The following is a 16,543-nucleotide window of genomic DNA, read 5'->3' on the forward strand; positions in this document are numbered from 1 at the left end:
CTATTAGGATATAATTAGAATGTCAAACAAGGAACCCAATTAAGCCCTGATATCGATTATTTGAAGAATATGACGATGGCGAATTAGTCTGTTATCAAAATCAGTTTCCAGTTTAAATATTACAAATACTGAAGACCATCTGACTTTTAATGAATAAGAGTTGGAATGCTAAATGTCAAACTTTGAAAAACCCATACTTCATACAGCTGTGAAACTCCTCGTATCTTTGCATCTTCAAAAAGCGACTATGTTCCAACTGGGCAAGACTATTATTTCTGATGATGTGTTAGACAAAGACTTTGTCTGTAATCTCACAGCTTGTAAAGGCGTTTGCTGTGTTGCCGGTGAGGCTGGAGCACCACTGGAACAAAAAGAGCTTGATATATTAGACCGGGAATATGAGAATATAAAACCGTATTTAAGACCTGAAGGAATCGCTGCTATTGAAGCACAGGGAACCTGGATCGAGCGTGAAAACGGAGAATTAGAAACTACTCTGGTAAATGATGCAGAATGTGCTTATGCGACCTTCAAAGATGATGGTACCGCACTTTGCGGGATCGAGGCGGCCTATCGCGATGGGGCAACGCCTTTTTATAAGCCCATCTCATGTCATTTGTATCCCGTACGTCTGCAAGAATATACAGACTTTACCGCTGTGAATTACCACAAATGGCAAATATGCGATGCTGCCTGTACGTTGGGTGAAGAGTTGAATGTTCCTGTTTACAAATTTCTTGAAGAAGCGCTGATTAGAAAATTTGGCAAAAAGTGGTTCCGGGAACTGACGGAGATTGCGGAGACGAAGAGTTCCTTATAGTATTTATTTTGCCTTGCGATTAGCTGCTGGAGATCAAGGAACAGTTAGAAGTTATAGTTCACTATAATCCAATTTCTTCGTTCTGTCTATTTTCTGAATGTTGGGCCTAGATCATATTGGCATAAAGTAGCAATGCTGATGATTTTCAATAAATCTTTTTGCGTGAGGGATTGTAGTGGAAATCCTTTTTAAAGCTGCGTATGAAATACGTAGTTGTAAAAAGATTGTAACGCAAAGCCCGACCGTCACGCCATAGCGTGGTGGTCACGCCCAGAAATGTACGTTAACAGTAATAAAACTTCTCAATTTTATAGCTCTGATGCTCACTTTATCCCACTAAAAAAGCCGTCTAATCACATAAATTAGACGGCTTCTCAAAATAATTATAAGGTTCTTATGCCTCGCAGCTCACACAGTCTTTCTTCTGCTTGAATTTTTGAGCGGCGTTCATACTGTGTTGGTAATAGAGAGATTTCAGCCCCAATTTCCAGGCAGCAATATGAATCTTATTAACATCTTTAGTGGACATGTCTGGATGAACAATAATGTTAACAGACTGTCCCTGATCAATGTGATTTTGACGATTTGCTGCTTGATAGATAATATCCATCTGATCAATCTCACTATAGGTTCTGAATACAGCCTTTTCCTCATCAGATAGGAAATCGAGATGTTGCACGCTACCATCATAGTTACGTATGTCATGCCAGACTTCCTGGGTATTCATTCCCTTTTCTTCCAATAACTCTACGAGGTACGGGTTTTTGATGGTCGTCTTAATTTTGGCAATATCTTTTACATATATGTTTGACCAGATGGGTTCAATTCCCTGAGAAACCTGACCTAATATAAAGGCACTAGATGTGGTAGGAGCTACTGCATTAAGCGTTGCGTTTCTACGGCCATAGCCTTTAAGAAGTTCTGGCTCGCCAAATTTTTGAGCAAGTTCTTCACTTGCTTTGTAACTCTTATCCTTAAGTGTTTTAAATATCTTACTGTTAAGGTCAAATGCTTCCTGACTGTTGAATGCGAGATTTCTGGATTGTAATAAAGAATGCCATCCTAGTGCACCTAGTCCCAGTGATCTGTTTTCTTTAGCAAATTTGTAGGCACGTTCCATAAATAGGAATGTTTGTCTATCTTCTAATTTGTCAGAATCACGATAAACCTCTAGTTTCTCTAAAAACTCTGTGATAACAGCGTCTAGAAAATAAACCATGGTTTCAACCGCATCTGTATCCTTCCATTTGTCGTACTCAAGCAAGTTGATGCTCGACAATACACATACGAACGACCATTCGTCACTTGAGGGCAACATGATCTCTGTACATAGATTGCTGGCATGTATTTTCAAGTTTTTATCCTGATAAACATCTGCTGCATTATCATTTGCATTATCAGTAAAGAAAATGTAGGGATAACCCATCTCACCTCGAGATTGAAGCACGCGAGCCCACAGGGTACGCTTTTCTTCATCGCCAGCGATCATTTGTTCCATCCACTCGTTAGTCACTGTTACACCATGTGTAAGTTCTTGAATGGGGTTTCCTTCTGTTCCTATTTCTAAAAACTCCTTGATGTCTTTATGTTCGATGGGAAGGTATGGAGAGAAACGGCCACGACGCACAGATCCTTGACTCACAACATCAACCATGGATTCAAACAACCTCATAATATGAACCGCGCCTGAAGCCTCACCATTATTTTTAATGGGTGCCCCTCTAGGGCGTATTTTACCAAAATAACCCGAAGTACCGCCACCTAGTTTTGACATCATGCCAACCTCTGATTGGGAGTAAAGTATATTACCTATGTCATCGTTTATATGAGACCCAAAACAACTGATAGGAAGACCACGACGCTGACCAAAGTTAGACCATACCGGTGAGGCGAGTGAATAGAAACCGTCACTCATGTATCCAAAAAATTTGTCTGCATACCCGGGAATCTGCAATATCTCTTCTGCACGCTCTGCAATCTCACGTATACGACCTTCTGGTGTTGCACCAGGTGTAAGATATCCAGCGGTTAGAAAATCGCGGCTGTTCTTGTTAAGCCACTGGAATCCTTCTTCTTCCTGTGGTTTTGTGTTACTAAATGTGTCTTTTCTCGCGTCAACGAGTTTCTGGTGGGCATCAACTTTCTGTTGTTCCTTCTGTGTTGTCGTGTTGTTTTCTCTCATAATTAAAATAGGTCGTCTTTAGTTACACTTTGCGCTCTTTTGGTATAGTTGATGGATCTCTTTACAAAGAAATCTCCATGTTTTGTTCCTATAATTTCATCGTCAAACCATTCTGTTTGTGCGATAAGTTCCTCGTCGATCTCAAACACTTTCTCGATGCCTATGCTCACGAGAGAATTGTTGAATCGGTTTTTGATAAATTCGTTGACTACCGCTTTAGGTAGGAAATCCAGTTCTCCTTCTTCAAAGATCCAGTCCACAAGGGCACTTTCTGATTCAAAGGATTTGATACACATTTGTTTGATGCGCTCATGGTATTCTTCTGTAAACCATTCTGGTTGCTCATCGCGCAATATTCTGATCAGATCAATACCAAAGTCGCCGTGGATCTGCTCTTCCTTACTGGTTGCTTCTACAACATTGGAAATTCCCTTCAACATATTCTTGTGCTTGTTAAAGCCCATGATGATAAGAAACTGAGAAAACAGGGATACGTGTTCAATGAATAACGAGAACAATAGTACCGCCTCTGCATAGCTTTGGTTATCGTCTGCCTTAGAATTGCGCAAGGCTGTTTCCAGATACTGCACCCGTTTCATGATGACCGGTTTTTTCTTAAGATTTTTGAACTCCTCGTTCAATCCTAAAATTTCGATAAGATGCGAATAAGCATCTGCATGGCGCACTTCACTTTCTGCAAACGTAGAACCTACGGCACCTATTTCTGGCTTAGGCATGCGGTGGTATAGATCGCCCCAGAATGATTTTACTGCAATCTCGATTTGGGAAATGGCTAGCATGGTATTCTTGATCGCACTGCGCTCTAGATCAGTCAATCCAGATTTAAAATCCTGAATATCACTCGTGAAATTATATTCCGTATGGATCCAGTAGGAATGTCTAATTGCTGGAACGTAATCATACAATTGCGGATACTCGTACGGTTTCAGGTTGACACGCTTTTCAAATATATCTGTCTTGCGTTCAACGGCGCGCTGGTTACGGTATAGAATGTAGGCTTTTGCGGCCTCGTGAAATTCCGTTTCCATCAGTTTATTTTCTACGATATCTTGTACCTGTTCAATAGTAGGAATATAATTGGGATCCACTTTTTGACGGTCCATTAGGGTTTTGTAAACGGCAAGAGCAACATTTTGCGCAGCTTCCTGTGTGCCAGAATTGACAGCCTTCATTGCCTTCAGTACTGCATTTGTGATCTTGTCAAGCGTAAAAGTCTTAACGCTAAAATCTCTCTTCCTTATGTATGTAATTTCCATCTGAACTGGGTATTTCTATTGAAATTTAAAATTCGGTATTGATGAGTGCATTTGCCGCCTATTCGTGATTCCTTTCTTCAGATTTTATCAACATACGTTTGAGGCTAGAATGAGACTGAAAACATCGATGTTAGTAGTCCGTTTCGTACGCTTGAACGCTGCATTAATCTGTGTGTTGTTAACAGGTCTAACGGGAGTTCGCTTTCGCGAAAGCGTCATATCACACCATAGATCTGCTATAAAGGCATCACTTTTTAATCATATCTTTTCTGTAACAAATGGATCTAGGTTTAGAATCAAAAAAAGGTAATCGATTGATAGTAGGTGCCTTGTAATCGCATTGTGAATTTTTCATGTTATCAACAAGCAACAGAACCAAATTGTACAGATGGGTTTGCTAGCTGTCAGCACTTTAAAGTCACCGCTAAAATCCTACACACTATGTCGATACAAATAGAATTGAATAACCAACTAAATAGTTAAACAATTTAATAGTATTCTGATTTCAATCTGCCATTCGTTAATAACTCCACAATTATTAGCCAAAGCATTATTAATTACGCAACGAAACACTGGTTATGGTTGTAGATTAGCTATATAATTAACAACTAAAACAACTATCATGAGTTATACAGACGAAGTAGGAAAAAAATTAAATGCGTTATTAGAAAAAAATTATGATGCAGAAGCAGGTTACAAAACTGCAAAAGATCAAGTAGATAATGCGGAATTAAAAGGATTCTTTGGCCAACAAGCTCAGGAACGTTACAACTTCGGCCATGAATTAAAAGCCGAAATGAAAAGCTTCGGACAAGAACCTAATAAAGGAACGAGTCTAGCAGGTGATGCACACCGCGGGTGGATGAAAATTAAATCTACCTTCTCCTCTGATGAGGCAGAAAGCGTACTGGAAGAAGCAGTACGAGGTGAAAAAGCAGCGGTGGAAGAATATAACGATGTACTGAGCGAAAGCACTTTGCCACCTTCTACAAAAAGCGTCTTGACTAAACACCGAGACAACATACAGGCATCCTTGACGAAAGTTGAAGGAATGGAAAAAACCTGGTAAAATAATTTTATGAGGATCGCAAGATCTTTATAAATGGAGAATCCCATTTAAGCTTTGGCTTAGATGGGATTTTTTTTGATTTATTGAATCTAGGATCCCATTTGTTTTAGGTGATGGCTAAACAATTGTTTTAATTCCTTAAGTTTACGCGATGATAGGAAAAACACTCATACTATATGCAGCTACATTATTCTGTTGTAGTTCATTGAGCGCTCAACAGGTTTTAAAAGTCGAATATTATTATGAAAATAATTTTTACTCAAACCATGAGATCCTTTATGTAAAGAATAATGAAGCGGTTTACATCAAACCGCCCATTCATAAGAAAGAGGAAGTGAATGTCGAAGAAAAAGAAGGAAATCACTTTGTTATTACCGGCGGTGATATTAAAACCAAGAATATTATTTACTTCTTAAACGCAACAAATAAATCCAGTACCGCCTACACGATTTCAAATGACCAGAAACGATTTTTGGTGGAGGATAAAAATTTGAATTTAGACTGGAAGATTAGAACCGAATTTAAACAAATAGGAGACTATAAATGTCAAGTGGCTACTTTAAATTTTAGGGGTAGGGATTTCACTGCTTTTTTCACAGATCAAATTCCTGTAAGCTACGGGCCATTCAAATTTATGGGGTTGCCAGGCTTGATTCTGGAACTTTCGACAGAAAGTTCAGACAGTTATCATACCTGGATCGCAAAAAAGATATCAAATAAGCGAGAAGATTTAATGCTTCCTTCAATAGCAGATTATGAAGTGCCAGTAATAACCCTCAAAGAATTTGAAGAACTTAGGGAGGAATTTATGGAAAATAGAAACAAAGCATCTGCTGCGAGATTGCCACAGGGAACAACGCAAACATCTAGTGTAACCACACGTTTAGGTATAGAACGGGTTTTTGAATGGGAGAAGTAAATCAATTAACCATTGTGAATAATTATAGTTAATTAACACAGTCATCAGTAAATAATTAAAAATAAATTAGGTTTCTTCTTACCTTCTTACCTTCTTACTTTCTTTAACTCATATTAACAATTAAAACTTTTAATTATGAGAAAATTATTATTTGCCGGGCTTGCTGGAGTGTTTATGTTGAGTAGTGGATTTATTGTTCCAGATGACATCAATTTAGAGAAAAAAGAAAAAAAATCATCTTTGATTGTCACAACCATTGAATCAATAGATAATGAGATTGATTTTCGAAAAATTTGTCGTTACAGATTTGTAAATGAAGAGGGTGAAACGATAGATTTAATTGACTATAACGTTTCAAGCGATACGAACTGTGGAAGCAAAGCTAACGTAGATAAGGCTAAGGAGGATCACAGTTTAAAAAATCCATCAACGCAATATGAATAAAATGTTTAAAGCATTAACAGTTTCATTATTATTAAATTTCAGTCTGAGCTCCATCCAAGCTCAGACTGATTTTTTGCATTTGGACTATGAGTTAAAAGTTACCTATGTGCCTGAAATAGTAAATATCCGAAACACTACAGTAACGATTAGTGATGATTATCTTTATTATAATGTTGATTACTCCCCCAAATCTTTAGGAAGTTTAAAGGACGATCCATCAATAATTCTTTTGCATCAGGTAAACAAAAAGGAATACTTTTCTGAAATCTTAATAGAGAGGAATAAAAATCATTTAATTGAGAATAGATTTGACCGCCGAGGCGTAAAGAGGTTTTTATCAATTAACGAAGATTTACCTGAAATGAAATGGGAAATTACCGATGAGACTTTAGAATTATCAGGTTATAAATGCTTTTTAGCGCATTTGGAATTCAGAGGCAGAAAATATGAGGCTTATTTTACATATGATATTCCAGTTACTGCAGGACCATGGAAGTTTAACGGTCTGCCAGGATTGATTGTTTCAATAAGGGACCAAACAAACACTTATGGGTGGACACTTAAAAAAATAAATCGTGTTTTGTCTATGGATGATAAGGTGGAAGATTTCAAAGAAAGACAGAAAAAATTTAAAAATGTGAGCTATAAGCAATTTGATCAGAACAGAATTGAAGCTAAAATTGCAGGATTGAAAATCCGTAAAGCAAGATCCGGTTCTAGAACTAATTCAATTACATATGGCTTTTCAACCGATCAATGGTTAGAACCTTCCAATGAATATAGATCAGAGATTAATTTTTCATTTTAATTATTTTGAAGGAGATAAATAACCAGTGCACTAATCATATTGAAATAAAAAAGACCTTTTTGGGTCTTTTTATTTTTTTATTGCTGCCATCCATATGTCTATCCCAAATCTCAGGCACCGTAACCGACTCTCTTTCTCAATCTGTCTCTTATGCTACCGTTTTACTGCAAAAAATGCAAGACAGTAGTATTGTCTCTTATAGTCAAACAGATGATCTAGGCTTTTATTCCTTAAAAGCAAAACAAACAGGCAAACACTTTTTAAAACTTTCATCCCTATCCTACGCCCCAAAAATTATTGAGATTGATGTTCTTGACATCAATAAATTATTGACTATCGATGTTATTCTGACAGAGCAACAACAACAACTGGATGAGATTATCATTAATGCAGACTTACCCATAAGGGTTAAAAAAGACACCATCATTTTTGACGCCAAAGCCTTTATGCAGGGCAATGAGGAAGTAGTGGAAGATTTACTGCGTAAGATCCCAGGACTTCAAGTAGATGAGGAAGGAACCATCAAGTTTAATAATCGAGAAGTAGAAAAAGTCATGGTAGAAGGCGACGACTTTTTTGAAAAGGGTTACAAGATCCTGACAAAAAATATGCCGGTAAAACCGCTCAACAAGATTGAGGTTTTACAGCATTATTCCAACAACAAACTTTTAAAAGGCATTGAAGAAAGTGACAAGATTGCCCTCAACCTAACCTTGGATGAAGATGCCAAGCGGCAATGGTTCGGGAATGTAGAAGTAGGGCAAGATCTGGAAGGGGATTCCTTTTATAGGGCACGATTCAATTTGATGAGCTTTGGGAAAAAGAACAAATTTTATTTTCTGGGCAATGCCAACTCCACCGGCGAGGATGCCACTGGCGACATCTCAAACTTGATCAATCCTGCACGCTACGGCGAGCCTGGTCGTATAGGTGATAGTGAACAAGTCAATAATTTATTAAACCTTGAGGCTGGATTGTACAACTTCTCCGCAAGACGATCCAACTTTAACAATGCAGAGTTGCTATCACTCAACGCTATTTTTAATCCTACCGAGAAATTGAAGATCAAGACGCTAGCTTTCTTTGACTGGGATGAAACAGACTTTTTTAGAAACAGTACCGCATCCTTTTTTGCAAATGGGACCAACTTTACCAATACAGAAGATTACAAATTACGCAACAAATACCAGACGACCTACGGTAAGTTCCAGCTCAATTATGACCTTAGCAAAAAAGCAATGATTGAATCGGTTACCTCATACAGCGATCGTGGGAACGATGCGGGAAGTAATTTGCAATTCAATGACATCTCCACTATAGAATCCCTGACCACGGCACAGGAACGTTTTAACCACATCACGACCTACACACAACGAATTGATAATCAAAAAGTCCTGCTGGCAACGGCAAGAGTGATCAAGGAGCAATCGCCACAGGATTATCAGGTCAACCAGTATTTCTTTGATGATCTGTTCAACACCAACCCGCAACCGGACAATGTGCAGCAGGCACTGGATAATAAAATGTTGTATGCCGGTCTTAATCTGCACTATTTGGACAGGAGGGAAAATGGAAACTTGCTGGAACTTGAAGTAGGGAATGAATACCGGCAGGACCAGTTATTGAATGAAATACGCTTTCGCGAAAGCGATAACATCTCCCAACCGCCATCAGACTACGGCAATGATGTGGATTATAGGGTCAATGATCTGTACGTCAAATCAAAATACCTCTATAAACTGGGCGAGTTGAAGGTCACTGGAAGTCTGGACGCACACCAGTTGAACAACAATCTGGAAACTGAAACCATACAGGATAATGAAACTCCGTTTTTTGTGAATCCGCGATTGAATCTAGATTATAAGATCAACAGGAAAAATAATGTGGGATTGGGAATTTCCCACAATACGACTAATGCGGGTATTCTGGACGTTTATGATAATTATATATTGACCAGTTACAGATCGTTTGCCCGTGGGACTGGAGATTTTAATCAGCTGGAATCTGGAAGTATAAATTTTAATTATACGCTGGGCAATTGGTCAGACCAGTTTTTGGCAAACGTTTTTGCCACCTACTCAAAAAATTACGATTTCTTCAGTACGAATTCCATCATACAGCAGCAATTCTCAAAAACAGACAAGATTCTTATTCAGGATCGTGCGACCTACCTGCTCAATACAAATCTTGATTATTATATTAGTAAGTTGAGTTCGAACTTTAAGGTCAAGGGAAGTTATGTCCAGACAGAATTCAAGAACAGTATCAACGGTTCAGATCTAAGAGAAGTTCAAACGGTCAATTATGGTCTGGGATTTGAGCTGCGATCTGCTTTTAGCGGTATATTTAATTATCATATCGGTACAAAATGGGCATTCAATACGGTCGAGGCAAGCGGTATCAAGAACAGCTTTACAGACAATACCAGCTTTCTGGACCTGTCTTTTGTGATTAACGACCAGTTTGATTTTCAGCTGAAGTCAGAGCGTTATTTCTTTGGTAACATTAACGAGGGCGACAACACCTATTACTTCATGGATCTGGATGCGCGGTACAAGTTGAAGGACAGTAAGTTTTCGTTTTCGCTGGAGGCAAGAAATCTGACCAACACAGAGCAGTTTAGAACCAGTTCCATCAACGATGTTTCTTCCTCAACAGTCACCTATCGATTGTTGCCCAGATACTTGTTGATGAATGTAAAGTACCGGTTTTAGACAATTTTCTATGAAAACTATGATTTACCAGTAACACTTCTTTTGTATTTTATCTTTTAGAGTGGTGATTGAGCGAAGTTTTAGTGCAGCGGTCTTTTTTCACTCCATCATTGTTGATAAGTCAGCTTTTCAAAACCTAGGATTTATTCTATCTTTAAATTTCAGAAACCTCCCATTCGTTTTTTTATAATAGTTTGATAATCAAGGTAATGTTTTGCTTTTGATGTTCAAAAAATCTAATTCCTTGCCTGCCATGTACTTAATATTTGACACAGAAACCACTGGACTTCCTAAACGCTGGGATGCGCCATTTACAGATGTGGACAACTGGCCACGCGTGGTACAAATCGCCTGGCAATTACATGATGAGATGGGAAATATGGTGGATCATCAGGATTATTTGATCACTCCAGAAGGATATGATATCCCCTATGATTCTGAACGTATTCACGGCATTTCTACCGCTCTGGCAGAAAAGGAAGGAAGACCGCTGGTGGAGGTGCTCGAGAAATTTAATAAAGCTTTAGCGCAATCAAAATTTGTCGTAGGTCAGAATCTTAAATTTGACTTGAATGTCACGGGAGCAGAATTTGAACGCACCGGTATTGCAAACCAGTTGCAGAAAATCCCAGTGCTGGATACCTGTACGGAACATACCGCGCAGCTGTGCCAGATTCCCGGCGGCCGTGGTGGAAAGTTCAAACTCCCTACATTGACGGAGCTTCATGAGTTTTTATTTAAAACACCCTTTGGCGAGGCTCACAATGCCACTGCAGATGTTGAGGCCACGACCCGCTGCTTTTTTGAGTTAGTAAGACTTCAACAATATACTATTGCACAATTAAAGCAAGATGCGGGTTACTTAGTTCGCTTTCGCGAAAGCAATCCTGCCACAATTCCCCCTGCAGGAATCAAGCACATCAATTTAAAAAAAGCTTCAGAAAAACTGGTTGAACACGTCGAGCCAGAAATTACCAAACAGGAAATTGCAGAAAACCTTGATGAGCTTAGTTCTGCTCGATTCACCCATTTACATAATCACAGCCAGTTTTCCATCCTACAATCCACCATCAGTATTCAGGACCTGGTAGAAGCCGCTGCGGCTAATGATATGCCGGCAGTAGCCATGACCGATCATGCCAACATGATGGGCGCGTTCCATTTTGTAAAAGCCGTCAAGGCCTATAACGCAAGTCTTGCGGGAAATGAGGATACTAAGGACCGCGAACCCATAAAACCCATCATAGGCTGTGAGTTTCAGGTGTGTGAGGATATGAACGATAAATCTGTTAAGGACAACGGATATCAGATCGTCATGCTAGCCAAAAACAAAAACGGCTACCACAATCTCGCCAAAATGGCCAGTAAGGCCTATACAGAAGGGTTCTATTACTTGCCGCGTATCGATAAAAAACTGGTGGAGGAATATAAAGAAGGCCTGATTGTCCTGACGGGAAATTTATACGGCGAGGTGCCTTCAAAAATTCTAAATGTAGGAGAAAAACAGGCCGAGGAAGCTCTGGAATGGTGGAAAGAGAGATTTGGCGATGATCTGTATGTAGAAATAATGCGTCATGGACAGGAAGATGAGCAACGGGCCAACGCCGTTTTGCTGGATCTCGCTAAAAAGCATGATGTAAAAATTGTTGCCACAAACAATACGTATTACGTTCATAAGGAAGATGCAAATGCGCATGATATTTTACTCTGTGTAAAGGACAATGAAAAGCAGGCAACGCCCATAGGCCGCGGTCGTGGTTATCGTTATGGGTTGCCTAACCAGGAATATTACTTCAAGTCTGGAATGGAAATGAAGCAGATTTTCAAGGATTTGCCTGAAGCCATTACAAACATTCAGGAAGTGGTGGATAAGGTAGAGGCTTATGAGCTGGCACGGGATGTATTGCTGCCCGTATTTGACATTCCACAGGAATTTGTGGATGCTACTGACGCCACCAACAAAACAAATAATGGGGAAAATGCCTACCTAAGACACCTTACTTATGAAGGTGCGGCCCTGCGCTACGGTGAAGACCTGGGAGATGATATCAAAGAGCGACTTGACTTTGAGCTGGACGTTATAAAAAACACGGGTTATCCCGGGTATTTTCTAATTACCTGGGATTTCATAAAAGCTGCTCGGGCTATGGGTGTGGCGGTAGGCCCGGGCCGTGGGTCTGCTGCCGGTAGTGCGGTTGCGTATTGTTTGAAAATTACAAACGTAGATCCCATCCATTATGACCTGCTTTTTGAGCGGTTCTTAAATCCGGATCGTATATCCATGCCCGATATTGATATTGATTTTGATGATGAGAATCGGCATAAAGTGATGGATTATGTAATTGAAAAATATGGAGCTTCTCAGGTAGCACAGATAATTACCTATGGTACGATGGCGGCAAAATCCTCTATTCGGGATTGTGCGAGAGCGCTGGATCTACCACTTCAAGATGCAGACCGCGTCGCAAAACTGATTCCGGATTTTGCCAAGCTGAAAAAAATATTTGCATTGGAAGATAACGAGATCAGTGCCAATTTCCGTGGGGATGATGCAGACATGGTGCGGGAACTGCGTAGCCTTGCCGAAGGCAATGACCCAACGGCTCAAATGCTCAAACAGGCTCGAATCCTTGAGGGATCTGTACGCAATACAGGCGTTCACGCCTGCGGTGTGATCATCACACCAGACGATCTGACTAATTTTGTTCCCGTTGCTACCGCTAAAAACTCTGATCTGTACGTCACTCAGTTTGACAACAATGTAGTGGAGGATGCAGGATTGTTGAAGATGGATTTCTTGGGTCTGAAAACGCTGAGCCAGATCAAGGATACTATTGCTATTATAAAAGACAGACATCACATTGAGCTTGATATAGAAGCCATACCGCCGGATGATGAGAAGACCTATGAACTCTTCCAGCGTGGAGAAACTACGGCCATTTTCCAGTATGAAAGTATGGGAATGCAAAAATACATGCGCGAGCTCAAACCCACACAGTTTGCAGATTTAATTGCCATGAATGCCTTGTACCGCCCGGGACCGCTAGAATATATTCCAGAATTTATTGATCGCAAACACGGTCGTAAAGAGATAAGCTATGACCTGGAAGCCATGGAAGAATACCTCAAGGAAACCTATGGAATTACGGTATATCAAGAGCAGGTGATGTTACTATCTCAAAAGCTAGCCAATTTTACCAGAGGTGAAGCTGATGTTTTGAGAAAGGCGATGGGTAAAAAGCAGATGGCTACCCTTCAAAAAATGAAACCTCAGTTTCTAGATGCGGGAGAAGCAAATGGTCACGATAGAACGATATTAGAAAAAGTCTGGAAGGACTGGGAAGCCTTTGCTTCCTATGCTTTTAATAAGTCGCATTCCACTTGTTATGCATGGATTGCCTATCAAACGGCTTATTTAAAAGCAAATTATCCAGCAGAATTCATGGCGGCAACCCTGTCGAACAACATGAACCAGATCAAGGACGTGACTAAATTCATGGATGAATGCCGTCGCATGGGTCTTGATGTTTTAGGGCCAGACGTGAATGAATCTGTATATAAATTTACGGTAAATCCTAAGGGTGCTATTCGCTTTGGGATGGGTGCTGTGAAAGGATTGGGTCATAATGCTGTGATGACCATCATAGAGAACCGAAAAGAAAAACCATACCACAGCATCTTTGATATGGCAAAACGGATCGATCTGCGGGCGGCAAATAAAAAATCGTTTGAAGCACTGGCTTTAAGCGGTGGATTTGATGGCTTAGGCGGCGAGAACCGAGCACAGTTTTTCCATGAAGCAGAGAACGGTCAGGTGTTTTTAGAACTGGTGGTGAAGTACGCGCAGAAGTTCCAGGAAAACGAAAACAGCGCTCAAGTCAGTTTATTCGGTGAGGCAAGTGATGTGCAGATTCCAGAGCCACAATTACCTATTTGTGAAGACTGGGGAACGATGGAAAAATTAAAGCGTGAGAAAGAGGTCGTTGGTATTTATATATCTGGTCACCCGCTGGACGATTATAAAAAAGAAGTCGAGTTCTTCTGTAACTCAAATCTTTCAGATTTAACAGACCTGGAATCGATGGTGAATCGCGACCTCAGTTTTTGCGGTGTTGTGACGGAATGCCGTCATCTCGTGAGCAAGGCAAATAAGCCATGGGGAACCTTTGCGATTGAGGATTATAATGACACTTATGAATTCCGTTTGTTTGGAGAGGATTATTTGAAATTCCGCCATTTTTTAGTTCCTAATACATTTTTACATGCAAAAATTAAGATTCAACAAGGATGGATAGATAAGAATACAGGAAAGCCTAGAGATCCCAGAATTTTATTTACCCACATGCAACAATTACAAGATGTGATGTCAAATGCGGCACGTTCCTTAACAATTGAATTTCATGCAAATGAGGTGATGGAAAAACGGGTAGAAATCTTAAAAGATATTATTGAACAACACAAAGGCGATCAACAATTGTTTTTCAATTTAAAGGATCACGAAGAGAAAATTTCTATAAATCTGTCCAGTAGAATGCAAAAGATAAATGTGACTGCAGAGCTTTTACGGATGCTAGACGATGCAGAAATAGGGTATGGAATCAACTAATAATTGGTGAATCGCATACCTTTATAGGCAACTCTAATATAGGTTTAAGATTTATAGCAGTCCTTTTACCTAACTTTGTATACACTAATTAATAAAGATATCATGGCACTAGAAATAACAGATGCAAATTTTGAAGAAATCGTACTTAAGAGTGATAAACCAGTTTTGGTTGACTTTTGGGCAGCATGGTGTGGACCATGTCGTATGGTAGGACCTATCATTGATGAGGTTTCTGAGGAATATTCAGATAAGGCCGTTGTCGGTAAGATGGATGTGGATGCAAATCAAGAATTTGCCGCAAAATATGGCGTTCGTAACATTCCTACGGTTTTGGTTTTTCAAAACGGTGAGGTAGTAGGTCGTCAGGTGGGCGTTGCTCCCAAGAATGCGTACACAGATGCGCTAGACGATCTAATGAAATAGATTCCGCTACAATTTATAAAGAAGCTCATCGATACGATGGGCTTTTTTTATGCGGTAATTTGAGGTTAGTTCGCTTTCGCGAAAGCGGAATCGCAACACCTCAGCCATAAGAAATAGTAATAGGATTTTAACGCAATGGGCTGCAAGTTTAAGACGGTACTAAGAGCAGTTAGAGCGCGTTAGCCTTAATTTTATAAAAACTTCTACCATGAAAACGATTCTCTTAAAAAACAGACCCACCGGAACTCCACAAACCAGCGATTTTGAATTTACAGATTCAGAAAAGCCATCACCTAAGGATGGGGAAATTCTTTTAAAAACCAAATATGTATCCGTTGATCCCTATATGCGCGGCCGCATGCGGGATGAGAAATCGTACGTAGAACCTTTTAAATTAAATGAACCTATTACAACTGCCATCGTTGCCGAGGTTGTAGAAAGCTCCCATGAAAAATTTGCTAAGGGTGATTATTTGACGGGAATGCTACCGTGGAAGGAATTCTCTACCAGTGATGGTAAAGGATTGCGCAAGGTAGATAAGGAGCAGGTTCCATTAAGTGCAAATCTGGGAATTTTAGGTTTGACCGGCCTGACGGCTTATTTTGGACTCCTAGAAATAGGGGAGCCCAAGAAGGGAGAAACCGTATTAGTGTCAGGAGCAGCGGGAGCTGTAGGTTCTATAGTGGGACAGATCGCAAAGTTAAAAGGCTGCAAAGTGATAGGAATCGCGGGAACCGATGAGAAAATCACAATGTTGAAAGAGAAATTTAGTTTTGATGCGGGTATCAATTATGATACGACAGACGATCTTTCTGCTGCAATTAAAGAAGCGGCGCCTGATGGGATCGATGTTTATTATGACAATGTGGGAAGCTATACGCTGGATGCCGCTATGGAGAATATCAATCGCATGGGGCGCGTGGTAAACTGCGGCGCCATATCTCTCTATAATGAAACAGAGCAGCCTACGGGACCTCGATTAGAAACAACGCTCGTTAAGAAGAGTGTCAAAATGCAGGGTTTTATCGTCAGCAATTATCAAGAAAAATTCCCAGAGGGGATCAAACAACTGGGCGAATGGTTAAAGGACGGAAAGTTGAAATATGAAGAAACCGTTGTAGAAGGTTTTGATAATATTCCGCAGGCATTTATCGATTTGTTTGAAGGGAAGAACAAAGGGAAAATGGTGGTGAAGGTTTATTGATACGTCTTATATATGTCTCGTCCTAAATAACCGATACAGATTATTGAAGGATTAAATTTATTACTTAAAGCTCAACG

11 protein-coding genes are annotated in these 16,543 nt (G+C 39.9%); 9 read left to right on the forward strand and 2 right to left on the reverse strand.

Annotated elements, in window-relative coordinates; translation table 11 throughout:
• Positions 1-247 precede the first annotated feature (247 nt).
• The gene (locus IQ282_RS11120; RefSeq protein ID WP_194851962.1) at positions 248-820 is read left to right on the forward strand and encodes a DUF3109 family protein; all 573 of its coding nucleotides are present in this window, start codon (positions 248-250) and stop codon (positions 818-820) included.
• A gap of 394 nt (positions 821-1,214) precedes the next feature.
• Here the strand turns inward: IQ282_RS11120 and IQ282_RS11125 are convergent, their stop codons facing one another.
• Together IQ282_RS11125 and IQ282_RS11130 are read right to left on the reverse strand one after the other, a co-directional pair.
• Complete coding sequence (locus IQ282_RS11125; RefSeq protein WP_194851922.1) at positions 1,215-3,002, reverse strand: ribonucleoside-diphosphate reductase subunit alpha; 1,788 nt, start codon at positions 3,000-3,002, stop codon at positions 1,215-1,217.
• Positions 3,003-3,004: 2 nt separating this feature from the next.
• A complete protein-coding gene (locus IQ282_RS11130; protein WP_194851923.1) occupies positions 3,005-4,279 on the reverse strand; it encodes a ribonucleotide-diphosphate reductase subunit beta in 1,275 nt (424 codons plus the stop codon).
• A gap of 622 nt (positions 4,280-4,901) precedes the next feature.
• On the opposite strand from IQ282_RS11130, the gene IQ282_RS11135 reads away from it, so the two are divergent.
• From IQ282_RS11135 to IQ282_RS11170, 8 genes are all read left to right on the forward strand, one after another.
• Positions 4,902-5,348 (forward strand): ferritin-like domain-containing protein, encoded by a 447-nt coding sequence (locus tag IQ282_RS11135; RefSeq protein WP_194851924.1) that lies wholly within the window; start codon positions 4,902-4,904, stop codon positions 5,346-5,348.
• Between the two features lie 151 nt (positions 5,349-5,499).
• Entirely contained in the window at positions 5,500-6,267 is a 768-nt protein-coding gene (locus IQ282_RS11140; protein ID WP_194851925.1) for a GLPGLI family protein, read from the forward strand.
• Between the two features lie 135 nt (positions 6,268-6,402).
• Positions 6,403-6,711 (forward strand): hypothetical protein, encoded by a 309-nt coding sequence (locus IQ282_RS11145; RefSeq protein ID WP_194851926.1) that lies wholly within the window; start codon positions 6,403-6,405, stop codon positions 6,709-6,711.
• A gap of 1 nt (position 6,712) precedes the next feature.
• Positions 6,713-7,519 (forward strand): GLPGLI family protein, encoded by an 807-nt coding sequence (locus tag IQ282_RS11150; RefSeq protein WP_194851927.1) that lies wholly within the window; start codon positions 6,713-6,715, stop codon positions 7,517-7,519.
• A 59-nt stretch (positions 7,520-7,578) separates the two neighbouring features.
• Entirely contained in the window at positions 7,579-10,233 is a 2,655-nt protein-coding gene (locus IQ282_RS11155; protein WP_228547297.1) for a carboxypeptidase-like regulatory domain-containing protein, read from the forward strand.
• A gap of 253 nt (positions 10,234-10,486) precedes the next feature.
• Complete coding sequence (dnaE, locus tag IQ282_RS11160) at positions 10,487-14,839, forward strand: DNA polymerase III subunit alpha (protein WP_194851928.1); 4,353 nt, start codon at positions 10,487-10,489, stop codon at positions 14,837-14,839.
• A 102-nt stretch (positions 14,840-14,941) separates the two neighbouring features.
• Positions 14,942-15,262 (forward strand): thioredoxin, encoded by a 321-nt coding sequence (trxA, locus tag IQ282_RS11165; protein WP_194851929.1) that lies wholly within the window; start codon positions 14,942-14,944, stop codon positions 15,260-15,262.
• 208 nt (positions 15,263-15,470) lie between these two features.
• Positions 15,471-16,466 carry an NADP-dependent oxidoreductase gene (locus tag IQ282_RS11170; protein ID WP_194851930.1) on the forward strand — a complete coding sequence of 332 codons (996 nt, stop codon included), beginning with the start codon at positions 15,471-15,473 and terminating at the stop codon, positions 16,464-16,466.
• The last annotated feature ends 77 nt before the right edge of the window (positions 16,467-16,543 follow it).

The organism is Nonlabens antarcticus, assembly GCF_015356755.1.
GTDB lineage: Bacteria > Bacteroidota > Bacteroidia > Flavobacteriales > Flavobacteriaceae > Nonlabens > Nonlabens antarcticus.